We start from the raw sequence: 22,100 nt of genomic DNA, 5'->3' as shown, positions 1-22,100 counted from the left end.
CAGGAACGGGTAGCCCCCGGTACGAGCGGCGTTTCCGGTAGCTCGCGGGGGATTCCGTCAACACTTATGTACCACGACTGTACCATCACGCCATGAGACTGAGAACCGCACTCAACGAATACAAACGGGACCGCGGGGAGCGCTTCCCCGAGGAGTCCCCGACGGCTGCGGGCGCGTTCTCCGGACACGGGGATCGACTCGTGTACGTCGACCCCTCCGGCTCTATCCGAGACTACTCATCGTCGCTCTCCGGGCTCTACGGCATCGACCGGTCGCGCTTCGGTATCGAGACGGACGACGGGACGCGGTGGTTCGACGACCTCGAACCGGTGCGTCAACACTACTACCGCGAGACGACGCTCGTCGAGACCGAGTACGACGCCGGCGAGTACACCGTCCACCAGTACGACCTGACGCTCGGCCGCGCGCACGTCACCCACGTCGAACTCCGGGGTGCCATCCCGACCGACGCCCACCTGACCGCGTTCCTCACGTTCGCGCCCGAGGGCCGCGAGACGCGCGTCGGCCGCCTCATCCACGAGGAGGGCGGCCCCGACGGCACGAAGGCCGTCGAGGTCTTCCATCGAACGGAACACGACTACGTCACCGCCTCCACCGGGCTGAACGACGTCCGCGGACAGATCCCCGAGCGCTTCGACGAGATTCTCTCCGACGGCACGTTCGAGTTCCCGCGCGAGGCCGTCCTCGAACGGTACGAGGACACCCACCTCAGCGGCGACGTGGTCGTCAGCGCCCCGCTCGAACGGGAGGGCCGAGCCGCACAGACGACGCTCGTCACACAGCTGTCGGACCACTCGGAGGTCGCTCGGGAAGACGCCCTCGCCGACCTCCGCCACTGTGCTCGCAACCACGCTACCGCCGACGAACTCCGGGCGGGTGCGCGCGAACGCGCGGAGGTCTACGTCCCCGAGGACACGCCCCGCGAGGAGATCTGTCGCGCCGACCTCCGCGCGCTGTCGCTTTTGAAGGCGCCGTCGGGCGCACACATCGCCGGCCCCGAGTTCGACCCCTTCTACGCGCACTCGGGCGGCTACGGCTACACCTGGTTCCGCGACGACAGCGAGGTCGCACGCCACCTGCTGGAGGCCGACCGGGAGTTCGACCTCGACGTCCGCGACCAGCTCACCACCAGCGCGGAGTTCTTCGTCGATACGCAGCTCGACGACGGCGCGTGGTCACACCGCGCGTGGGCGACCGACGGCTCGCTCGCCCCCGGCTGGGCGCACGCCCGCGTCGAGAAGTCGAAGAAACCCGAGTACCAGGCCGACCAGACCGCGTCGGTGCTCACCTACCTCTCGACGCTCCTCCGCACGCGCCGAGACGACCTCGACGACGAACTCGCCGGTGAGATCCAGCGCGCGCTCTCGGACGGCGTCGAGGCGCTCGACGACACGCTCGACGACTACGGGCTGCCCGAGGTGTGTCAGAACCTCTGGGAGAACATGGTCGGGCAGTTCACCCACACGACGGCGACGTACCTGCAGGCGTACTCGGCGGTCGCCCGCGCGCCGGTCCGAGACGAACTCCGCGAACACGCCGCCGCACAGGCCGATTTCGTGTTCGAGGGGCTCGAAGAGCTGTGGAGCTCCAAGGCCGAGACGTACGCCCTCCGCCTCCGCGGCAACGACTTCGACTCCCGGCTCGATTCGGGGACGTTCGCGCTCGTCGACGCGTTCGCCGAGTACGACGCCGTCTCGGACCTGTCGGAGAAACACGTCGACCGCCTCGCCTCTCACGTCGAACAGACGCTGGAGGGCCTCTACCGCGAGTCGCCCCACGGCAACGTCGAGGGGCTCGTCCGATTCGAGGAGGACTACTGGCGCTCGGCCGAACAGCACGACGAGAAGATCTGGTCGGTCTCGACCGCCTGGGGCGCCAGCGCGGCCGCCCGCCTCGGCGCGTTCCTGACCGAACGGGACCGAGAGGAGGACGCCGAGCCGTTCTTCGACGAGGCCGCGAAGCTCTACCGCTGTATGGACCCCGACAGCGGACTCGTCACGCCCGCGGGCTATCTCGCGGAGCAGGTGTTCGACGACGGCACGTACGACTCGGCGGCGCCGCTGGGGTGGCCCCACGCGGTCCGTCTCCAGACGACCTCGCTCCTCGCGAAGTACGACGCGCTCCCCTCGCCGAAGGCCGCACCGTCCGGCCCCGGGAACCTGCCCCGGTGGACCACCGGCGAGAAGTACGGCGTCGGAACCGTCGCCGACCACCGCGCCGAGGACTCCTCGCGCGTGTGGTTCACGCTCACCGAGGGCGCGCTGACGGAACTCCGGTTCCCGCGCGTCGACCTGATGAACCTCCGGACGCTCGACCTCCTGGTGGTGGACGCCGACGAGGGCTCGACCTACACGGCGCGGACGCACAACGAGACCCGTCGCGACGACCACGCCGACACCATCGACCGGTACGCGGAGATGACCGAGGACGACGCGCTGCTGTTCCGACACGTCATCACCGAGACCGGCGACGGCCGCGGTCACGAGTGGAAGCTCACCGTCGAGTACACGACCGACCCCGAACACGACGCCCTCCTCGCGGACGTGCGGTTCGAGGCGGCCGACGACAACGAGTACGAACTCTACGCCGTCGCGAACACCGCCCTCGTCAACACCGGTTCGCAGGACCGCGGGATCAGACTGGGCCAGATGGGCGGTTACCACCTCGTCGCCCGCGACGCCGAAGCGTACGACGTCGGCGAGGCCGGCGAACCGCTCCTCATCGACGAGAACGGCGACGAGTACTCGGTGGCGGTGGCGCTCACCTCGGCCGGGAGATTCGACTGGGCGACCGTCGGCGTCGCCGGGTCGTCGCACCTCGCGGGGCTGTTCTCGGAGGGCGAACTCCCGACGTCCCAAGAGCGTGCGGACAACGAGAACGTCGTCCTCATCGGTCGGATGGGGGCGGGCGCCTCGGTCACGGAGACGCTCGCGCTCGGCTTCGCCGAGAACGCCGACACCGCGGCGGCGCTCGGGGAGGCGGCCGGCGCGCTCACCCGCGGCTACGAGACCGTCCGAAGCGCCTACGCCGACACCTGGGAGGCGTTCCTCGCGGACAAACCGGTGCCGAACTCGGTCTCCGACGACGACGCACTGCTCGCGCAGTACAAGGCGGCGCTGATGTGTCTCCGTGCCGTGGAGGACAAGACGTTCCAGGGTGCGGGGCTGGCCTCCCCGTCGGTGCCGTGGGGCGAGGCCGTCACCGCCGATGAGGCGAAGGGGTACGGCTACAACTTCACCTGGTCGCGCGACCTCTACCAGGTGTTCACCGTGTTCGAGGCCGTCGGTGACATCGAAACGGCCATCGACAACCTGTCGTACATCTACAACTACCAGCAGGACGACCGCGGCTTCATCCCGCAGAACACCTACCTGAACGGGAGAACGCGGTGGGGCGGCGAGCAGATGGACAACATCTCCTTCCCGCAGGTGATGGCGTACATGCTCGCCGAGAACGGCGTCACCTTCGACGACGTCGACTACTCCTACCAGAACGTCAAGGCGTCCGCCGACTACGTCGCCCGCAACGGGCCGCCTACCGCCCAGGAACGCTGGGAGGAGGAGGCGGGATACTCGCCGTCGTCCATCGCGGCCGAAATCGCGGGGCTGGCGTGTGGCGCGGCCGTCGCGCTCGACGAGGGTCGCACGGAGGACGCGCTCATCTGGCTCGCCCTCGCCGACGACTGGACCGAGAACGTCGAGTCGTGGACCGCGACGGAGACCGGGACCGACCGCCACACCAACACGCCGTACTACGTCCGCATCACCCGCGACGGCGACCCCGAGGCGGGCCACCTCCGGACGCTGGCGAACAACGGCCCGACGCTCGACGAGCGTGAGATCATCGACGGCGGCTTCCTCGAACTCACTCGGCTCGGAATCAAGCCGTGGGACGACGAGGTCATCACGAACACCATCGAGGAGGTCGACTCCACCATCCGCGTGGACACGCCGCACGGCCCCGCCTTCTACCGGTACAACGGCGACGGCTACGGCGAGCGCGAACGCGGCGAGGAGGGCGCGCCGTGGTCGGTCGAGGCGAAGGGGAAGGGCCGACTGTGGCCCATCTTCACCGGCGAGCGCGGCGAGTACGAACTCCTCAACGAGACGCGAGCGGAGGACGCGCTCGACCCGCAGAACCTCCTCGAGACGATGCAGAAGTTCGCCAACTCCGGGCGGATGATCTCCGAGCAGGTGTGGGACCGCGAGTACACGACGGCGTACAACTGGGAGTTCGGCGAGGGGACGGGCGCGGCGACGCCGCTGGCGTGGTCGATGGCCCAGTACGTCCGCCTCGCCCACAGCATCGACGTCGGCGAACCGGTCGAGATGCCCGAGTTCGTCCGCGACCGTTACCTCGAAACCGACCTGCCCGAGGGACCGGAACTGCGCGTGAACACCCGGTTCGAGGGCGACAACCTCGTCATCTCGGGGACGACCGACGGCGTCGTCGTCTCGGTGAAGACGCCGAGCGAGACGCGCCTCGTCGAACCCGACGCGGAGGGCGAGTTCTCGGCCAAACTGGGTATCGAGTACGGCGAGAACCAGGTCACGGTCGCCAGCGCCACCGACGAGAACCTCACCGCCGCCGGCACGACGGTCACCCGCTTCACCCTCTGAGGCGGGCTGCCATCCGACCCAGTTCTGAGCGCTCGTCGACAGGATCGGACACGAGTCGACAGGCCCGCCCACTGGCGCTCGATTCCGCCCCTGTCGTTCGATATCACGCCTGAAACAGGTTTTTGACGATGGGTTTCGAGAGGCCGAATAGGTGGCATCGCTGACACGTGCCACTCGGTCGGTGACACCATGACCAGTATCCTCCCACTCCACTGACGACCGCCCTCCCGCTCGCCGGGAGTGTCGAGGCGCGCAGGCGGCCCGGCCGCCTCGCTCCTCGTGCTCCCGTTCGTTCCGTCGGCGTCGACCGACGGTCTCTCGACGGCTGTCGGACCGACGCGTTCCCGTCGGCAGCCGTGGTGTCCGTGAACGGACGCCAAGACGACGCTTCGGCCCGCTCCATCCCCTCGTCGTCGGTCGCCCCGACGTGAACCGCCCCAAGACGCTGTCCCCGATGGTACAACACATCGTTCCACCGCACACCCCGCTCGAATCGAACGCAGACAGACGTGACGCCGTCAGACGCCGGGCGACTTCGGCCCTCGTCTCGACCGGTATCGTCCTGATCGCCCTCGTGGCCGTCGCCCTCTGGACGTATCCGGTCGTGGGGTCGCTCGTGCTCTCGACGTTCTGCGTCGGCGTCGTCCTCGGCCGTCGGCTGTGAGCGCGCCCGCGTGACGACGCTGCCGTGACCGGTCCGACCGTCGCGCCGTCCGTGACCACGACGACCGGTGACCCTTTCCGCCCGACCCCCTATTCGACGGTATGGCGAGATACCAGCGGCGGACCCGCGTCGCCGCACCGCTCGAAGACGTGTGGGCGTTTCACTCTCGCATCGAGGGGCTCGAAGCGCTCACCCCCGGCTGGATGAACCTCCGCGTCGAGGCCGTTCGCGGGCCCGACGGCGAGGACGACCCCGAGGTCCTCGAAGTCGGCACCCGGATTCGGCTCTCGACCCGACCGTTCGGCGTCGGGCCTCGCCAGTCGTTCGTCTCCCGCATCGTCGACCGCGAGGAGGGCGACGGGACGGCGCGGTTCGTCGACGACATGACGGACGGCCCCTTCCGGGAGTGGCGACACACCCACCGCTTCTTCGCCGACGGCGACGAGACCATCGTCGAGGACGACGTCGAGTACGCCTTCCCCCTCGGCGACGAGATTCTGGGGCCGCTGTCGGTCGTCGGCTTCGAGCCCATGTTCCGATACCGCCACCGGAAGACGCGCGAACTCCTCGAATAGCGACTCGACTCCGCGACGCTGGACGCGCCGCGTCCGACGGTTCACTCACGCCGCGCACGGACGAACAGCGCGGTGCTCCCGAGGGGGTCGTCGACGTGACGCTCCCACTCGACCGAGAAGCCGGCGGCTTCGAGTTGGTCTTTCGTCGTCTCGGGCCCGGGCGTGCTCCAGAACATCGCGTGACCGCTCCCGAGCCAGTTTCGTCGTATCGACTCGGAACGCCCCGTCCCGACGGTCGTGAGGACGTACCCACCGGGGCGGAGGACGCGCGCGAACTCGGCGTACACCGTCGGGTGCTCGGCGCGCGGAACGTGGAAGACGCTGTGGTAGGCGGTCACCGCGTCGACCGTTTCGTCCGAGAACGGGAGCCCTGTCATATCAGCCTGCACCAGCGTCGCGGCCGGGACCGCTGCGCGGGCGAGGCCGAGTTGGACCCGGGAGAAGTCGAGGCCCACCACGTCGAGCGTCGGGTCCGCGTCGAGGAGCGTCTCGACGGTCCGGCGGCCGTCGCCACAGCCGACGTCGAGCACCCGCGCCCCCTCGGGGAGGGCGGCGGCGAGGTCGACGAGCAGGTCGGTGTCGGGACCGTCGTGACGGCGGGCGGCGGCGTAGTCGTCGGCGACGGCGTCCCAGGCGCTGCGGACCTGCGTTCGTCGGGTGAGGTCGTCCGTCATAGGTGTCGTAGGGAGGGGTCGCGCCTGAGCGTTGCGGCCGGTGAGCGTCGTTTCGTGGGGTGACTGTCCCCCTCGGGTTCCGGGGGAACGGAGTCGGGTGCACACGAGAGGGGACCGCGACCGCGCGGCACACGGACGCGGTGAGTCCACCTCCTCCCCAGCCGATTCGTTCGGTCACTCGCGGTGCTCGTTCCCTCACTCATCCCTCGCGTGTGAGGCGCGGACCGACGTCCGCGCCGTCACGCGCCACCGCACCGCGTCGGCGGTCGGCGCGCGGGAGCGAACGAAGTGAGTGACTCGCGCGAGGGCCGCGGCCGGGCTCCGTCCCGGCCGCACCGGTTGGGGAGGTTCGAGGGTGCGGTTCACCGCGCCCGTGTCCCGTGCGGTCATCGTGTTCTCGTCGACACCGTCATCGACGACACCCTCCGAGACACCGTCGTCGACGACTCCACACTCGTTCACCGGTACATCCGTTCAGTGTACTTCTCGCGGACTCCACCACACGAGCGGCGACACGGTTTTTCGCCCCAGACCCGAACTTCCCGCTATGCCCTCGAACACCAGCGACTCACCCATCGACCTCCCGGTCGTCGACCTCGACCACGTGGCGCTCCGCGTCGCCGACCTCGACCGCGCGCTCGGCTTCTACCACGACCTGCTCGGCCTCCCTGTCAGGGACCGCGAGCGGTACGAGGCGGGAGAGGTGCCGTACGTGGCGGTCGCCGCCGGCGGGCGACACCTCCATCTCGTCCCCGACGAGGGGTTCGAGAGCGCCGACGTCGGCGGCGAGCACGTCTGTCTCCTCTTCCGGTCGAACGAGATGGACTCGCGGGAGGAACTCGAAGAACTGCTCGCGGACCTGGATGCGGCGGGCGTCACGGTCGAACCCGACGAACCGAAGAAACGCTACGGTGCGTACGGACGCGCCTGGGCCGCGTACGTCCGCGACCCCGACGGGAGGCGCGTCGAACTCAAGGTCCACTGACGGTCTCAAGATCCACTGACGGTCGGCCCTCGTCGCCGTTCAATCGGGACACTCGGCGTCGGATCGGGGCGGTCGACGCTCCGGCGTCGGGTCAGCCGTCGAAACCTCGAACCGCGCGCCGCCGCTGGTCCCAGTGGCGACGTCGATCTCCCAGCCGTGGGCGTGAACGACGTTCGAGACGATGGCGAGTCCCAGCCCCGATCCGTCGCTGTCGGTCGAGTATCCCTCCTCGAAGACGGTCTCGCGGTCGTCGGGCGGGATGCCGGGGCCGTCGTCCTCGACGTAGAAACCGCCCGTTTCGAGCCGTCCGACGCGGACCTCGCTGCCCGCGTGCTCAGTCGAATCGCCGCCCCGCGGTCGGTTGCTCGTGGAACCGTGTTCGGCCGAGTTCCGGAAGAGGTTCTCGAACACGGTCAACAGGCGGGTGCGGTCGGCCGAGACCGTCCCGAGGTCGTCCGTCGAATAGGCGAGCGTCGCGTCTCCCGTCTCGACCGCGAGCCACGCCTCCTCGACGACCGATCCGAGGCGGACGGTCGTCGCCTCGCCAACCGTCCTCCCCTCCCGTGCGAGCGCGAGCACGTCCGTGATGAGCGCCTCCATCCGGTCGACCGCCGCCGCCGCCCGGTCGAGATGTGAGACGTCGTCCGTCTCCTGGGCCAGGTCGACGAAGCCCGCGACGACGCTCAGCGGGTTGCGCAGGTCATGCGACACCGCCGCGGCGAACGTGTCGAGCCGTTCGTTCTGTCGCTGTAGCGCCTCCTCGCGCCGTCGGCGTTCGAGCGTGTGCGCGATGGTGTCCGCGACGGTCCGCAGGACGGATATCTCCGTCTCGGACCACTCACGAGCCCCGTCGGTCGTCTCGAACCCGACGAACCCCCGGAACTGCCAGTTCGAGACGAGCGGCACCACCACGGCCGTCCCGCGCTCGGTGAACAGGGCTCGAGCGAGCGGCCGGTTCGGGAGGTCCGCCGTGTCGGGGACGTGGACGTTCTCGAACCGGTCGAGACGGTCGACGAGAGGGCTGTCGAACCCGTGTCGTTCTACGACATCCGCCCGGGGCGGAGCGACCCCGTCGCGACTCCACTCGTGGCTGAGACGGAGTGGGTCGGCGCCGTCGGTACCGAAGACGTAACAGCGGTCGACGCCGGTGAACTCACCGACGCTCTGGAGCGTCCACCGGACCTTCGTCGCTATCTCGTCGCGTTCCGCGCTCATCAGCGAGGCCGACGCGTCGAGGACGACGTTCTGGAACTCGACGAGGTACTGTCGGTCGACCCCGTCCGTCCCCGACGGCGTCCCGTTCTGTGGTGTCTCGCCGTTGGTGTACGACCGCCAGACTGCGCTCACGACACGACTCGCCGGGTCGACGGCTCCCCCCGACGACGAGGACGACGCGGTGGACGAGCGTGAGCGCGGACACGAAGACGTCCGGACGTACTCGGTCGCTCCGACGCGGAAGGCGTCGTGGGGAGACACCTCGGCGTCGTTCCCCGCGAGGACCACCAGGGGGAGCGCCGACCACTCGCTGCTGACCGCTTCGACGAAATCGAGGACGGCCATGTCCGGAGGGTCGTCGACGACGACACAGTCGACCTCGGAACGGTTCGTGACGAGGGAGCCGAGGGCTGCGCTCGCCGCATCGACGTTCCTGACGTCGGCACCCGCTCGTTCGAGCGGTGCGGTGAGGCTGGCCCCGAGCGCGTCAGTCCCGACAGAGAGGACGACGAGGCGCTGCCCGACGGCATCCATATGGGTGCAATCGACTTGCGCCTCTTGAGACTACCTCCAGAAGAATCGCATTTGATATCCGAGTTGTATAAATTCGTAATATCGCTTGAATACCGTGGAAGGTCCGTGTGAATCAGCGACTGGGGTATCAACAGAGATATCGAACGCTCCGCAGTCGGGTTCGTTACGTGCGCAAACTCGTCAACTACCCTTCATTTCCTCCGCGGGTGCGCCCGTCGTGGTAACCGCGATGCCGAGCAGCACGACCGCCCCGCCGACGACTGTCGGGAGGCTCGGCACCTCGCCGGGGAGCAAGGCGAGCGCGAGGAGCGTCGACCCGATGGGTTCGCCCAGCAGCGAGACGCTCACGACCGAGGAGTCGACGTGGGCGAGGACCCAGTTGATGACCGTGTGGCCGAACAGCCCCGGTCCGACGGCCATCGCGGCGAAGAGCAGCCACTCGCGCGGCGGGTAGCCGACGAGCGCGTGGTCCTCCCAGAGTGCGAGCGCGAGGAGAGTGACCGCACAGGCGGCGTAGACGATGGTCACGTAAGGGACGAGTGAGACGCGCTGGCGAACGGAGCGGCCGGCGAGGACGTATCCCGCGGCCGCGACTGCACCGAGGACGGCGAGCGCGTTACCGTACAGCGGCCGTTGGCCCGCGAGCGCGACTCCGGAGAGGAAGTCGCCGAGCGACATCGCCACCATACCGGCGACGGCGACGAGGATGCCGACGGCGCGTCGCCGGGTGACGCGTTCGTTCAGGAGCGCCCACGCGCCGATAGCGACGAACAGCGGCTGTGACTGGACCAGCGTGACCGACGCCGCGACCGAGGTCCAGTCGAGGCTCTCGAACCACGCCGCGAAGTGAACGGCGAGCGCGACTCCGGTGACGCCGGCGACGAGCGCGTCCCGCGGGCGGAGGCGCCGGAAGTCCGCCCGGTAGCGAGTGAGCGCCCACGGTAAGAGGAGACCGATGGTGAACACCACCCGGTAAAGAGCTTTTATCGCCGCGGGAGCGGCCGACCACCGGACGAGAATGGCGCTCGTCGAGACGGCGACGACGGCGACGGCGAGGGCGACGAGCGGCGGGGTCCGGCGTTCGAGCGCGGCGAAACTCACGTCGGGTGCCACGACGTCTGCCGGTTTACGTCTACCGTTCGGCCTTCCGAGGTCAGGGAGGCGGCGAGCCTGCTCAGCCTGAACAGCCGATTCGGGACGACGAACCGCCGCGTCACTCAGCCGAGATGTCGAGGCCAGCGTGAGTCGGGTCCCGGTGCTCGCTCGTCAGTTCGTCGCTCGGAGCCGCCGTTCGCCCTGTGGGGCGAGAAGTGCTTGCCCTCGGCAAACGTCGGAACTTGGGGACTCAGACGCCGTCGGAGCGGTCGCGGGCGGCAGCGACTACCTCGCGCCACTCGTCGGGGACCTCGATTGGCTCGCCCGCCTCGTCGACGGCGACCTGGACAGTCTCGGCAGTCGCGACGACTTCGTCGGCGTACCGGAGTTCGTACCCCATCGTGAAACTCGTCCGTCCGAAGCCGGTGATACCGACGGCGATGGTGACGTCGCCGACGTCGGGAATCGCGTTCCGATAGTCGAGTTCCGCGCGTGCGACGACGAAGCTGATGTCGTGGACGCCGAGGTCGAACAGGTCACGGAAGTAGTCGACGCGGGCCTCCTCACAGAGCGTGGCGTAGACGGCGTTGTTGACGTGGCCGAACGTGTCGAGGTCCGAGTAACGTATCTCGACGGCGCTCTCGTAGTGGAGGTCTGGCTGGTCCATACCACGACCTTTCGGGGGAAGTCGAAAACGGCGTCGTTCTCGGCAGTACCTGAACCTCGGACGCTTCGGAGGGACGCGACGCCGCGGGCAGTCGTGTCGGCTACTCGGGACGCGGGGGTTGACACGGCGGTCCGACGGCTCCGGCGCTCCCGGGAGACCGACCGCGCGCCAGACGTTCGAACGGCTCCCGACACGGGTCATCCGAATCGGCAGCGTCGTTCCGGCGGGGAGCGCGCTGAGGACGTCGCGGATGCGGTCGGAACCGTACTCGACGAGATACCGCGTCTCGTTCGTCTCCCCCAGTTCGACGGTCACCGTCCCGTGGTCGTTCATCGACTGTCGGATCGTGGCCGAGACCGTGACCGGAGTCGTCGCCGCGTGGGGTACCATGGTGGTTCCTTCGGATGCCACCCGCTTAACTCGTAGTATTTCTGGTATGTACTGGTATTTGTCGCTCGATATCCGAACGAACTGGAGTATTCATGGCCGATACGTTCAATGTCCACGGATTATACATTTGGATGTGAACTGCCGAGGTGCGAGGAAGTGACCCACTCGCAACGGTGTCGGGGCGTCGGCGGAACGTGACCCGCCCGGATGGACGGGCGGCCGATGCCGCCGAAGTGAGCGAGAGCAACTGCGGAAGCCACGCGGACGAGGAGCGAGAACGAGCAGACCACGACGGGGAACGGGTGTCCCTGGTCGTGCGCCACGCCGACGGCGAGACGGTCATCGACGCGCTGCCCGGCCGGACGCTCCGTGACGTCCTCCGCGAGCACGGTCTCTCGCCGTACACCCGACTGACCGAACGCGCGAACTGTGGCGGGCGCGGCCTCTGTGCGACCTGTGGGGTCCGGATACGGGAGGGCCCGGGGCCGGACCACTGGCACGACAGACTCGCCGACCGGTTCGGCTATCCGCGCCTGTCGTGTCAGGTCGACGTCAGGGCGGGGATGGTCGTCGAACTCGACGAGGAGAAGGTCGTGTGGGGGAGGCGGGAGTCGGAGCGAGTCGAGTGAAGCCGTGACGATGGGAGCGACAAGCACTCCGGCGACGTTCCTCGCGGCGGAGTGAAGCCACTACCCACGACCGAGCAGAACGTGTAAACGATACACAATGTTATGTGGCTCGGAGTCCATAACCACTCACTATGCAGGCACAACGGCGTCCGTCGTTCGATACCGAGGAGAGCGAGCGGCTGTACGAGTACGTCGAGCAGAACGCTCCGGTCGAGCGCGACGAACTGGAGGCGGAGCTCTCGATGGACCCGGAACTCATCGACCAGGAGGTGACGATGCTCATCCAGGAGGGGTACCTCGAAGACTGGGGCGGCACCTTGCAACTCGCAATCGACTACGGCCACGAGGTGTCGTACGAGACGGACGGGATGGAGGTGACCATCCGGCCGGCCGCCCAGAGCGACCTCGACGGGCTCGTGAGAGTGATGCGGGAGGTCACCCAGGAGGAGGCGTACCTGACCGCCGAATCGGTCGTGGAACTGCTGGACGACGAGGAGGTCGTCCTCCGGAACGACAAGCGCGAGTTCCGGATGTTCTTCGTCGCCACCGTCGACGATAGGGTAGTCGGCTGGGTCCACCTCCGCTCGCCGAACTTCGCGAAACTGCGCCACACCGCGGAGCTGACGATGGGCGTCGAGAAGGAGTACCGCGGTCACGGCATCGGCAGCCGCCTCATGGAACACGGGCTCGAATGGGCCGAAGCGAACGGCTACGAGAAGGTGTATCAGAGCCTCCCGGCGACGAACCAGGACGCGGTCCGATTTCTGGAACGGCACCGCTGGGAGACCGAGGCCATCCGAAAGGCTCACTTCAAAATCGGCGACGAGTACGTCGCCGAACAGCAGATGGCCGTTATGCTCCGAGACCCCGTTCTGGAGTGAGGCGTTCGAGCCGCAAGCAGGCACCCTATCCGGCTTCGGGGTGTACGTCTCGTCGATATGGGTGACGTCGGCAATCCCGCTGGCTTCGACATCGCGACGGTCCTGACCGGGTCGGGTCTCACACTCCTGTTGTCCGCGGGGATCATGAGATACGGCGACCGGTTTCCCTACTCGGCAGCGGAACTCTACGGGCTAGGAGGTGGCGTGCTCGTCGTCCTCGGTGTCGTGTTCGGGATTGCTCTCGTGGCGGCGGGTCACCGGTAGGTGCGACGGCCCGAGCGTATTCGGAACCGGTGCCGACTCGCACCGTCGGCGACTTCGAGAAACTCGGTGTTGAGGTCGAGACGTACTGATTCGAGTAACGTTTCGCTGTTCGGCGTCGCTCGTAGGAGACGTCCTTCACACACATCACCGCTCGCTCCGCTCGCAGGAGATGAGGTTCAGTCCGCTCTCCCCGCGGGCGAAGCACCCCTAGCCCTGGAGAGGTTCACTGTAACACCTCCAGCGTCTGCCGGCGCTGTTCCATCCTCTCGCGGGGTGTCCGCTCGTCGTAGTAGTCCTCGATGACCTCCTGCGTCGCGTTCACCCTCTTTGACACCACACGGGCCGGGATATCGAGACTCCGCATGTGCATGATGGCCGCCGAACGAACATCGTGTGGAGCGCGACTCGACGGACACCGAGACCCTAGACCGGGCTCCATCGCCTCACAGCTCTCCGGGTCGCGGTCGTGCGGGCACTCACCGTACCCACAGGGACGGGTCATCCGATACACGATATCCCGCATGGCCGAGACGGTCATCCGACCGTACCGAGAGGTAATCAGGGGCTCGCGACCGTCGTCGTCTGTCACGTCGTGCCTGTTCACCTGGCGGTAGTCCTCGACGATCTCGACGACGTCCTCACTGAGCGCAATTGGACGCTCCCCGTTCACGTCGTTCTTCAGGGGCGTCTCCGGTTCACGGTGAACGAACTCTAAGTACTGCTCGTCAGGATGGTAGTCCCTCAGGTCGACAGCATGGAGCGCACCGATACGACACCCGATGTGGAAGAGGAGTTCGAGGATGACGTGATGACGACTCGCGTACTCGAACTGCCGGTAGTGTTCGAGGATGCTCTGAATCCGCTCCGGTCGGAGGTCGTGGTTGCGCGAGAGTTGGTGCTTGTCGAGTTCTGGAATCAGCACCTTCTCACCGAGGCCGTCCGGAACCGCCTCGATAGCCTCGCAGTACTGCAGGTACGCCCGGTACGTGTAAGAGTTCCCTCGAATCGTCGTCTCGCTGATGCCGCTCTTGCGGCGGTATTGGAAGAATCGTTCGACAGTACGGCCGGACAGGTCGTTGAGGTTCGTGATGCCCTCGTCGTCCAGCCACTCGACGAACTGCTTGAGACGGTAGTGGTGGGACTGGATCGTTCGCTCGTGGAGACTCCCGCGTCGGTGGTCGAGATACATCTCGACGCCCTCACAGGGCGTCATCGGTTCGAGGTCGTCGCTCACTGCTCTAGCACCTGCTCGACGTTTTCGAGAGGCACCCACGAGCCGATACCACCACACAGCCTAACGTAGTCCTCGTACAGCTCAACGCGGCCCTCGTGACAGACCTGCGAGCCGTCTTCGCTGTAGTAGGCCACGGCGTTCGGAAACACCGCTATTGGGAAGGTGTGGACCATCACGCGCCTTTACCCCGAGAACGTCGCCACGCTTACTAGGCGCGAAGGCGTTTTCGGAGACGAGGGCTTGCTCGGGATCCAATCGTGCTGGCCCTCGTTTCATGCTTCTACCATGTCCCCTGAGACGATGAACGGCGAGTTCTCCGCCTCGCGGATGAGTTCGCGGATGTACTGACTCCGCGACTTGTTGCCTTTCGCGTCGTCGATCTCGTCCACCATCTCCGGCGGCATCGAGACCGTGACGTTCACTGATAGCGCCATTGTTGCGTGCCTCAATAATTCAGCTTTCGTTAAATGTGTTATGGTCACCGCGTGTAATACAACGCACACACATCGTGGCGTAACTATTAGTGTTACGCAGCACCCAATTATTCAATAATGGGACAAGCCAGTTTCCGCCTCGATGACGATATCGAGAACTGGATCGAGAGCCGCCTCATCGCAGGACAGAACAAGAGTGTCTGGTACCGTCATGCAGTCGAGACTATGATGTATATCGATCCCGTTCTTGACGAAATCTACGAACCGTATCAGTACGACGAGCGGCAAGAGTTGATTGAAGCGGCGATTCAGAAAGAGGTTGAGCGGAGGAAGAACGGGGTGAATAATCCGAACGGAAACTGACTACATCGGGTGTTCAGAACGGCTCTCTGATTTAGAGGCCTTTTGAGTTCAAGAATGATTACATTAATTGTATCCGACAAGCTCTCTGAGAAGTTTGATTCAGATCCGATAGAATACAGCGGTGGCGATATTTTTGTCAGGGGTTGGGAATTCCTCTTAGAGAACGACCCCGCCTGTGATGTATTAGTATTAGACTTAGATCTCGAATCAAGAGTGGATTCACGAAGATTCGGAAGAGAATTTGCAACAAAAGTAGGCCACGGTGAAATCAACAATCACAGTGTTGAATTTATCGAATGCTTTGATTCCCTTTGCGAGGACATACCTACTTTGCTTCGCTCTGGGTCAGTTGTTATTACCCTTCATTCAAACGGGGTAATAGCTCGTGACCGGTCCAGGCATGGACCAGACTCGTCCTCGGTTGGCAGCAGTACTAATTGGCTGAATGGATTAGATGTCGCTGATTCAATCACATCCTCAAAAGAGGGCAATTTTGAATTGGTATCTGAAATTTCGGCGGTGCGTGATTATTATGCCTGGGTTGGACGGGGAATATCAGTCGAGCTCAATACGGATGTTGTGACTGAGCCCACTATATTGGCTGAAGTCAGCGGCGAGATCGGAGGAGTCGCAGTAAGGGAATTCAGAGATTGGCACGGTGAACGGGTGGATGCGACCGGTAGTCTAGTTATTCTTCCACAACCTCGAAGCTTAGCTAGACCATTTAGTTTAGCAAAGTCCTTGGCTGGAATTGGACAAGCCTTCCACTTGGGTTCAGATCATCAAAACACACGGGTAGTCCAATCCGAACTCCCAATTGATTCGCTCGACGATGAGTTACAAGCTCGATGTGCGGACAAGTTTGATCGAGGTGAGTACGCGGACGCGGTTCGAGCTGCGGGACAGCTCTTGGAGGAGCGACTAAAACAGTACTCACCAGATGAGGTGGGTGACCGAGATGGATACGACCTAATTTCTCACTTGTTCAGTGAAGATGGTGGACCGTTATCTTTTGGCAGGACTGGAAGTGAACGGAAGGGGATCTATTTCATGTATGCTGGTGCATATCTTGCCCTCAGAAACCCTCTGAGTCACAGATCACCGGATGGGGAGGATGATGAGTATCTCGGCACAATCTCACCTGAAGAAGCCCATCATGCTATCTGTTATGTGGATTTACTTTTGAAATTCCTCGATAAATACAATTAAATTGTTGTTTCTGGTTATAGCCACTCCACTTTCTGCCGTTCCCTCTCTTGCGCCTCGGGCGAGTACGTTCCCCTGTAGTGGTCGAGGAACGTCTCCAAATCGTTCCATCCTCCCCAGTCGCAGACCAACAACGCATCGACGTCCGCACTCGCTAGCGCCGTCGCCCACGTCCGCCGGAGATCGTGGTAGGAGAGGTGCCGCCATGCGGGGTCGTCGCCCTCAAGTGTTCCAGCTGCACGGGTGACCCACCGCCGGAGCGTCCGGGTCGAGTTCGTCTCAACGAGCGGTGCGCTCTCAGATTTTTCGCGCACGTCCGCGACCGTTCGGATCGTCGTCGCCAAGTCACGCGGCACGGGCGTCTCTCGGTACTTGTCTCCCTTCCCGGCGTAGACTCGAAGCATCGTTCCGGCGTCGGTGTCGACGACGTGCTCGGGTGCGACGTCGAGCGTCTCGTGCGACCGGAGCCCACAGCGTGCTCCGAGGGCGAAGGCGAGTCGTTGCTCGGTGTCGGCCGCAGCCTCCAGGAGATCGTCGACCTCGCTCTGACTGAGCCACACCTTCATGTCGTCCCGCTTCTCGTGCTCTCGTAGATTCATCGTGTGTCCGGCTACCTCGTATCCCGGACAAAGTCGGCCACCCATCTAGTCTTTTCGGGGGTCACAGAGGCGAATACGGGGCTTATTCTGTCCGACTTTGCCCTGTTTCTCGGTCAATTTTGGCTCTGCTGAAGTACTCAGAATCGGACACAAACTCCGTGCTGCATATAGAGGGTGAGTTCAGCAGAGTGCTATGCTTTCTTTCGCCACCTCAATGCAGAATCAGCTACACACTTAGCCTGCGCTATGACTGACAGGAACGACGAGACCCACACAAGTTATTGATACAGGAGCCCGAATTTCACATCAACGCGATGAATCTGAATCCTCTCATACTGCTTTTCTCCATCATCGGTGCCCTGTTTTCTTTCTTGATTTGGCGAAGTAGCGAATCCAGAGATCTCAACTCACAGCAAGAAATCATCCGAAACGAGCATCTGATGGATGAAGATGATGACCCGATAACAATTCCGTTCCTCGTCAACAGCACCTATCTGCATTTGATGATTTCAATAGATTACATCAAGTGCTACGAACCTGAACCAACCCGTCTCTATCAACTCAAGAGACTTATTTACGGCAGCAATGGTAATACCGCAATCAAACTATCACTCAAATGGGAAGAATTCCCCGACGTGATGCCCGAACTAGGTGGTCTAAATCTGGAACGAGCCATTAGTCGGTTGGACAACGCCCAAGAATTCGACGGAAAGATATCCCACTCTGGATTCGGTAAACAGAACATAGAGATATTCTCAACTCGACCAAGGAAGATTGATAGAGAACTAAATACCTTCTTCAATTTAGTCGAGGAAGCGGTCGAACAGGAGATTGAGGAACACCAAACCACAGAAAATGCCGAAGCAAGAAATCCGTAACTCCGGCCCAACGGTCTTCCCTGCAAGACTTGCGCTGTGTATTCAGCACGACTGCTGAAACCTATCACCGATAGAGTGTTCAACAAGGTCCTCTTGTCCGACTTTGCCCATCTTGTCGGACGTGGTTTCGGACCTCTATCGCAGTCGCCTGTCGAATTAGCCGAGATAGATAAAACCGTAGGCGACAAATGTTTGTCAACGATATGGACGACGATCGTGATTCAAAGAAACCTGAGGCAGCTCCATATCCCCCTTCTGATGAGGCTGAGCAGCGGGCAGTAAATATTCTTGAGGATATTCTAGACCCAAGGGTGAAATCGCATATCGATTCTCGCGATAAAACACCAAACCACGACGGGCATCTAGAATTAGTTAATGACGATGGTGTACCGGAGGGACGGGTCGTAGTTCAAATTAAAAAGCTGCATGATGACAATCGGGACGATCCCAAAGTGAAAATGGAGACTAGACATCTCGCATATTGTTTCACTTCCAACGAACCCTTCATTATCATATTGGTAGACACGACGGAGAGAGCTGCTTATTGGTCACTGATAACCGAAACCTGGTATGAGCAGGAAGGTCTTTCGCAGCAGCAATATAAGGTAGTCAGACCCGACAGTCGCAATCTGATTAGTAGGACTACTGATGAATACGTTGATGAATGGCTAAAATATGCAAATCAGTACAAATCATCACACTTCAAACTTGACAAACCTCCCGCGGGTGTCCTCAACTGGGGTCATCGCCTAAATATGAATTTCGAGAAGATTGGAGGCTATATCAATGATTTCGGCACTAAGCTAGGCATCTCAGGATTAGGAGACTATGAAAAGATAGAACAGGGGATGGTATATTGGCATATTCCAGTCAATGACAATTTTGAGAAAATAGAAAACGAAGTCACTCAATTGGCAAAAATGGTTAATGTAGATCACGTCGGTGATTATCGACAACCAAGCAAAGGGCAACTAGACTGGCACTATCCACTAAACTACAATTTTTTCAAAATCGAAATGGATTTGGAGTCATTAGCAGAAGCAATTCGAGACCAGCCTCAGTGATACATGGTTTAATAGTCAGAACAGTTTGCCAAAGTGTAGTTTGTGTTGACGGCTCTTTCTTTTCCTGTGACCTGCTTGGTTCCACTCTCCATCAACGATCTCCGTCACCGTTGAGGGTTTCATCCGTCGAACCTCCACAACCTCACCTGTCTCACTCAACAGCACGAACACGTACCATGCCGTTACCTGTCCATCTGAGACCGTCAACGAACGGTGTTGGTCCTCCCACAACCGGAACCGACCTGAAGCTCCACTAGCAAGCGTCTCGTGCGTACTCTTCACCTCGTACTTCGTCCCGGTCCGCGGGTTCACGCAGTCGTACCAGTCCGCCTCGTCCGGTCGATGCTCGAGGTCGTAGCGATCGGCGACGAGCTGCTCCGTGAACGCACCTTGTTCTTCGTTCGCTCGACGTCGACGAGTCACGCCGTCGCACCTCCAGACTCGGACGGCCGCCCACAGATGGGACACTCGCCGTCCTCGGCGTAGAACTGAACCCGACAGTACGGACAGAGGGTCATGCGTACACCTCGTTCGTCTCACCCTCGTACACGACACGCGGCGGGTCCGACGGCCGGATGACGACGTACTGGAATCGCTCGTCGGGCAGATCGTCGACGTCGATGCTGTAGTATCGCCGAAACCCACGGTGGAACGTCGACGGCGGACCGCACCACACTAGCCACTTACACTGCTTCAGCGGCGGGTAGTAGAAGTCCGTCGGGTCCTGTGAGGCGAGGACGACCTTCACTCCCTTGTCCCGATCCTCGTGCAGCATTGCGGCGAGCGTGTTGTTCTTCGCGCTTGATTTCTTCTCCGAGTCGGGGAGGTGTCGGTGCGCCTCGTCGATGATCACCTGGATAGGATAGCCGGTACGCTCGTGGTAGTCGTGAGCGACCGCGCGGATGTCGTCGATTTCCTCCATCGCGTCGTCACAGACCCACCGCAGGCGAGAGGAGGACGCTCGACGCGCGGCGCTCGCGGAGCGCACTGTCGCGGCGTCGTCGAGGTCGCTTCCGCTCACCCCGCCGATGTCGGTGTCGTCGACGATGATCGAGAGCCCAGGGAAACGGTCGTGACACTCGCGGAGGTACGTCGACTTGCCCGAACCGGAGTCGCCAACGACCGCGGAGTGGTAGCGGTCCAACTCAGACCACCCCCTCCTCCGTGTCGAACTCTGGTTGGTTGTCGCCCTCCTGTTGGCTGTCCGTAGCTGCGGCGTCGAGGTCGAACTCCGTCACGAACTCGGCTATCCCCACGCCGATGTCGAGCACTGCAGGGAGGCCGCTCGCACCCATCATTTTCTGAAAGCCACGGTACACGCGGTTCAGCCCCCCGCGCTCGGGGTCCCACGGTGATTCAATCGCGTCGAGTCTGTGCTCGGGCTCTGTCGAGAGCAGCATCTCCCGTAGCGCCGAAGATGACCCGACGTCGCTCTCTGCCTCTGCTCCTTCTGCAGCGGCGTGGCTGGCTGTCACCGGGTCCTCGTCGAACGACTCGCCCGGCGCGGGGATGTCGTCGTTCATGCGAGCACCACCTTCCCTCGGCACTCGGTGCAGCGGTACGTCTTCCCGGCTTTGACGTCGTCCTCTGACGCGCCGGTGTCGGCTCCGCAGGCCGGACAGTCCAGCGTGTCCGGTTCCTCGCCCGCGTCGCTCTCGCCACCGCCCTGCACGCTCTCGCGCGCCTCTGGTTCGGGTCCGTCGAACGCGGGGTTCCCGCCGTCGGTCGCTGGCTCCGGATCTGGTAGAGGGGACTCAGCCCCCGACACATCGGGCTCAGTATCCGTCACTTCGACGTCCGGCGATTCCTCTTGTGTCGATGGCTCAGTGGTGCGGGCTTCGACCGGGTCATCGAGCGGCTGTACTCTCGCGTCGATGTGTTCGAGCGGACACGAACGCTGGTGGTTGTGAACCCCCTGTGCTGAGAAGTACAGCCCACAGTGCTCACACTGCTGTTCTCGCGGGTTCTCTGGTTCGAGCGTTCCACCCTTCATGCGACAGCCCCCACCACCCACTGAGTGAAGTGGGCGATACTCGCACCGGCCGCATCAGTCCAGTACACTACGCCGTCGAGCGCGCCCGACATGCCTGCGAGTCCGAGGAGGAACGCACCGACCACGAACGAGCGCGACTCCGGAGACGCCCGAAGATACGCGGCGACACAGGCGATTACGAGTGTCGGGTACCCAAAGATAGGCATAGGATACTGTGATAGTCACGTCTAGTTAAAATTCGAGGCAGTAGAGGGGGCTAAATTATTGATTCACTCAGTGTAGCACACTACATTTCCAACTTTTCCAATCCGGGCGTTACGTGAGTCCGCAGATGGCACTCGAAGAGGCAAACACGATCTACCTCCCGTTCGTGGGAGAGTACGAAGTCGAGTCCGCGATGGGGATGATTCTCCTCGTCGCGGGTCTCATCGGTGGCGCGACCGTCTGGAACATGGCGGACGGCATCGGTCAGAACTTCGCTACTAAGGTGAACAGTACGCTCGGAAGCATCCTCGGAACGAACCCGGCCACCGGCCAGGAAGAGGGAGCTGATCTCCTGTGAGTCGCGACCTCATGCCGAACTACCAGTTCGGCCGCGCGGTTTCCCCCAAGCGAGTCGACGAGGCGGACATCAACGACCGCGCGCTCCAGGCGGGCGAGGAAATCACAATCTGGTCGACTCCGGTACCCGCCGATAAGGCGTACGTGTGGGGTTACGGCCAGGACCACCGCGAAGCCGGCGACGCGAACTACATCTACGCCGAGTTCCTCGAGGACGGCTCGGGCTCCGGCACCGACGGCAACACGATTCGTGACGCCGAGGTAGTGGTCGCCGTCACCGACTCCACTCAGGAGGATACACTCGCGAAGACCACGCTCGGGCCCGATGCAGGCGACCTCGCGGACGCCAAGGCGGACAACCGCACCGAGCGACCGCTCTTCCCCGAGCACTCTCCCGGAGCGACCGAGGACAAGCATCTCCAGCTGCGCCTTCGCGCTCGCTCGGGCGCGGACGGTGTGGTCGTCGGCAACGACTCCGACGTTCACATCGGCTACGGCGTGGTCGGCTGAGGAGGCTCTCAGATGACCCAATTTATTCAGACCAACCCGCAGAGC

27 protein-coding genes are annotated in these 22,100 nt (G+C 63.2%); 13 read left to right on the top strand and 14 right to left on the bottom strand.

The genetic code is table 11. The features are described 5' to 3' along the window. The first annotated feature begins 92 nt into the window (after window positions 1–92). The 3 genes from C2R22_RS10885 (at window position 93) to C2R22_RS10875 (ending at window position 5,879) form a co-directional block, all read left to right on the top strand. Window positions 93–4,640, top strand: coding sequence for a glycoside hydrolase family 15 protein (locus C2R22_RS10885; RefSeq protein ID WP_103425778.1), 4,548 nt, complete (start codon window positions 93–95; stop codon window positions 4,638–4,640). A gap of 427 nt (window positions 4,641–5,067) precedes the next feature. After that, window positions 5,068–5,304 carry a hypothetical protein gene (locus C2R22_RS10880; protein WP_216824717.1) on the top strand — a complete coding sequence of 79 codons (237 nt, stop codon included), beginning with the start codon at window positions 5,068–5,070 and terminating at the stop codon, window positions 5,302–5,304. A 101-nt stretch (window positions 5,305–5,405) separates the two neighbouring features. Beyond that, a complete protein-coding gene (locus C2R22_RS10875; RefSeq protein WP_103425776.1) occupies window positions 5,406–5,879 on the top strand; it encodes an SRPBCC family protein in 474 nt (157 codons plus the stop codon). A gap of 41 nt (window positions 5,880–5,920) precedes the next feature. On the opposite strand, the gene C2R22_RS10870 is transcribed toward C2R22_RS10875, so the two are convergent. Together C2R22_RS10870 and C2R22_RS10865 are read right to left on the bottom strand one after the other, a co-directional pair. Next, window positions 5,921–6,553, bottom strand: coding sequence for a class I SAM-dependent methyltransferase (locus tag C2R22_RS10870; protein ID WP_103425775.1), 633 nt, complete (start codon window positions 6,551–6,553; stop codon window positions 5,921–5,923). A 195-nt stretch (window positions 6,554–6,748) separates the two neighbouring features. Then, window positions 6,749–7,015, bottom strand: a complete 267-nt coding sequence (locus C2R22_RS10865; protein WP_103425774.1) for a hypothetical protein — start codon at window positions 7,013–7,015, stop codon at window positions 6,749–6,751. 85 nt (window positions 7,016–7,100) lie between these two features. Between C2R22_RS10865 and C2R22_RS10860 the strand changes: the two genes are divergently transcribed. Next, window positions 7,101–7,538, top strand: a complete 438-nt coding sequence (locus C2R22_RS10860) for a VOC family protein (RefSeq protein WP_103425773.1) — start codon at window positions 7,101–7,103, stop codon at window positions 7,536–7,538. Window positions 7,539–7,577: 39 nt separating this feature from the next. On the opposite strand, the gene C2R22_RS10855 is transcribed toward C2R22_RS10860, so the two are convergent. The 3 genes from C2R22_RS10855 to C2R22_RS27440 form a co-directional block, all read right to left on the bottom strand. After that, complete coding sequence (locus C2R22_RS10855; RefSeq protein WP_103425772.1) at window positions 7,578–9,287, bottom strand: ATP-binding response regulator; 1,710 nt, start codon at window positions 9,285–9,287, stop codon at window positions 7,578–7,580. Between the two features lie 180 nt (window positions 9,288–9,467). After that, a complete protein-coding gene (locus C2R22_RS10850; RefSeq protein WP_103427645.1) occupies window positions 9,468–10,388 on the bottom strand; it encodes a DMT family transporter in 921 nt (306 codons plus the stop codon). A 244-nt stretch (window positions 10,389–10,632) separates the two neighbouring features. Further along, window positions 10,633–11,439, bottom strand: a complete 807-nt coding sequence (locus C2R22_RS27440) for an acyl-CoA thioesterase (RefSeq protein WP_394342357.1) — start codon at window positions 11,437–11,439, stop codon at window positions 10,633–10,635. A gap of 302 nt (window positions 11,440–11,741) precedes the next feature. Between C2R22_RS27440 and C2R22_RS10840 the strand changes: the two genes are divergently transcribed. The 3 genes from C2R22_RS10840 (at window position 11,742) to C2R22_RS10830 (ending at window position 13,213) form a co-directional block, all read left to right on the top strand. Further along, window positions 11,742–12,068: a 2Fe-2S iron-sulfur cluster-binding protein gene (locus C2R22_RS10840; RefSeq protein ID WP_103427643.1), complete on the top strand. Its 327-nt coding sequence runs from the start codon at window positions 11,742–11,744 to the stop codon at window positions 12,066–12,068. A gap of 131 nt (window positions 12,069–12,199) precedes the next feature. Next, the gene (locus tag C2R22_RS10835) at window positions 12,200–12,949 is read left to right on the top strand and encodes a GNAT family N-acetyltransferase (protein WP_103425771.1); all 750 of its coding nucleotides are present in this window, start codon (window positions 12,200–12,202) and stop codon (window positions 12,947–12,949) included. A gap of 57 nt (window positions 12,950–13,006) precedes the next feature. Next, complete coding sequence (locus tag C2R22_RS10830; protein ID WP_103425770.1) at window positions 13,007–13,213, top strand: hypothetical protein; 207 nt, start codon at window positions 13,007–13,009, stop codon at window positions 13,211–13,213. Window positions 13,214–13,436: 223 nt separating this feature from the next. On the opposite strand, the gene C2R22_RS10825 is transcribed toward C2R22_RS10830, so the two are convergent. The 3 genes from C2R22_RS10825 to C2R22_RS10820 form a co-directional block, all read right to left on the bottom strand. Beyond that, entirely contained in the window at window positions 13,437–14,447 is a 1,011-nt protein-coding gene (locus tag C2R22_RS10825) for a tyrosine-type recombinase/integrase (RefSeq protein WP_103425769.1), read from the bottom strand. Beyond that, a complete protein-coding gene (locus C2R22_RS25620; RefSeq protein ID WP_173862796.1) occupies window positions 14,444–14,620 on the bottom strand; it encodes a hypothetical protein in 177 nt (58 codons plus the stop codon). The genes C2R22_RS10825 and C2R22_RS25620 overlap by 4 nt, the downstream gene beginning before the upstream one ends. Window positions 14,621–14,719: 99 nt before the next feature. After that, window positions 14,720–14,881: a ribbon-helix-helix domain-containing protein gene (locus C2R22_RS10820; RefSeq protein WP_103425768.1), complete on the bottom strand. Its 162-nt coding sequence runs from the start codon at window positions 14,879–14,881 to the stop codon at window positions 14,720–14,722. A gap of 117 nt (window positions 14,882–14,998) precedes the next feature. Here C2R22_RS10820 and C2R22_RS10815 point away from each other — a divergent pair, with 117 nt between their 5' ends. Further along, on the top strand, window positions 14,999–15,244 hold the full coding sequence (locus C2R22_RS10815) for a hypothetical protein (RefSeq protein WP_103425767.1): 246 nt from the start codon (window positions 14,999–15,001) through the stop codon (window positions 15,242–15,244). A 54-nt stretch (window positions 15,245–15,298) separates the two neighbouring features. After that, the gene (locus tag C2R22_RS10810) at window positions 15,299–16,453 is read left to right on the top strand and encodes a TIGR02391 family protein (RefSeq protein WP_103425766.1); all 1,155 of its coding nucleotides are present in this window, start codon (window positions 15,299–15,301) and stop codon (window positions 16,451–16,453) included. 14 nt (window positions 16,454–16,467) lie between these two features. On the opposite strand, the gene C2R22_RS10805 is transcribed toward C2R22_RS10810, so the two are convergent. Further along, window positions 16,468–17,049, bottom strand: a complete 582-nt coding sequence (locus tag C2R22_RS10805) for a tyrosine-type recombinase/integrase (protein WP_103425765.1) — start codon at window positions 17,047–17,049, stop codon at window positions 16,468–16,470. A gap of 440 nt (window positions 17,050–17,489) precedes the next feature. Here C2R22_RS10805 and C2R22_RS25035 point away from each other — a divergent pair, with 440 nt between their 5' ends. Beyond that, window positions 17,490–17,927: a hypothetical protein gene (locus C2R22_RS25035; protein ID WP_162562459.1), complete on the top strand. Its 438-nt coding sequence runs from the start codon at window positions 17,490–17,492 to the stop codon at window positions 17,925–17,927. 203 nt (window positions 17,928–18,130) lie between these two features. Then, window positions 18,131–18,991 carry a DUF4365 domain-containing protein gene (locus C2R22_RS10800; RefSeq protein WP_162562458.1) on the top strand — a complete coding sequence of 287 codons (861 nt, stop codon included), beginning with the start codon at window positions 18,131–18,133 and terminating at the stop codon, window positions 18,989–18,991. Window positions 18,992–19,006: 15 nt separating this feature from the next. On the opposite strand, the gene C2R22_RS25030 is transcribed toward C2R22_RS10800, so the two are convergent. From C2R22_RS25030 to C2R22_RS10780, 5 genes are read right to left on the bottom strand one after another with little or no spacing between them, the layout of a single operon-like run. Beyond that, a complete protein-coding gene (locus C2R22_RS25030; protein ID WP_162562457.1) occupies window positions 19,007–19,459 on the bottom strand; it encodes a hypothetical protein in 453 nt (150 codons plus the stop codon). A gap of 46 nt (window positions 19,460–19,505) precedes the next feature. Continuing rightward, a complete protein-coding gene (locus C2R22_RS10795; protein ID WP_103425763.1) occupies window positions 19,506–20,135 on the bottom strand; it encodes an ATP-binding protein in 630 nt (209 codons plus the stop codon). A 1-nt stretch (window position 20,136) separates the two neighbouring features. Continuing rightward, entirely contained in the window at window positions 20,137–20,514 is a 378-nt protein-coding gene (locus C2R22_RS10790; protein ID WP_162562456.1) for a hypothetical protein, read from the bottom strand. Beyond that, window positions 20,511–20,984 (bottom strand): hypothetical protein, encoded by a 474-nt coding sequence (locus C2R22_RS10785; RefSeq protein ID WP_103425761.1) that lies wholly within the window; start codon window positions 20,982–20,984, stop codon window positions 20,511–20,513. The genes C2R22_RS10790 and C2R22_RS10785 overlap by 4 nt, the downstream gene beginning before the upstream one ends. Beyond that, window positions 20,981–21,190, bottom strand: coding sequence for a hypothetical protein (locus C2R22_RS10780; RefSeq protein ID WP_245902734.1), 210 nt, complete (start codon window positions 21,188–21,190; stop codon window positions 20,981–20,983). The genes C2R22_RS10785 and C2R22_RS10780 overlap by 4 nt, the downstream gene beginning before the upstream one ends. A gap of 125 nt (window positions 21,191–21,315) precedes the next feature. Here C2R22_RS10780 and C2R22_RS10775 point away from each other — a divergent pair, with 125 nt between their 5' ends. Both C2R22_RS10775 and C2R22_RS10770 read left to right on the top strand, forming a co-directional pair. After that, window positions 21,316–21,546: a hypothetical protein gene (locus C2R22_RS10775; protein ID WP_103425760.1), complete on the top strand. Its 231-nt coding sequence runs from the start codon at window positions 21,316–21,318 to the stop codon at window positions 21,544–21,546. Beyond that, entirely contained in the window at window positions 21,543–22,055 is a 513-nt protein-coding gene (locus C2R22_RS10770) for a hypothetical protein (protein WP_103425759.1), read from the top strand. The genes C2R22_RS10775 and C2R22_RS10770 overlap by 4 nt, the downstream gene beginning before the upstream one ends. Window positions 22,056–22,100 lie beyond the last annotated feature (45 nt).

Origin of the sequence: Salinigranum rubrum, assembly GCF_002906575.1 — an archaeon.
Classification (GTDB): domain Archaea; phylum Halobacteriota; class Halobacteria; order Halobacteriales; family Haloferacaceae; genus Salinigranum; species Salinigranum rubrum.
This window is presented reverse-complemented; position numbering and strand designations above follow the sequence as displayed.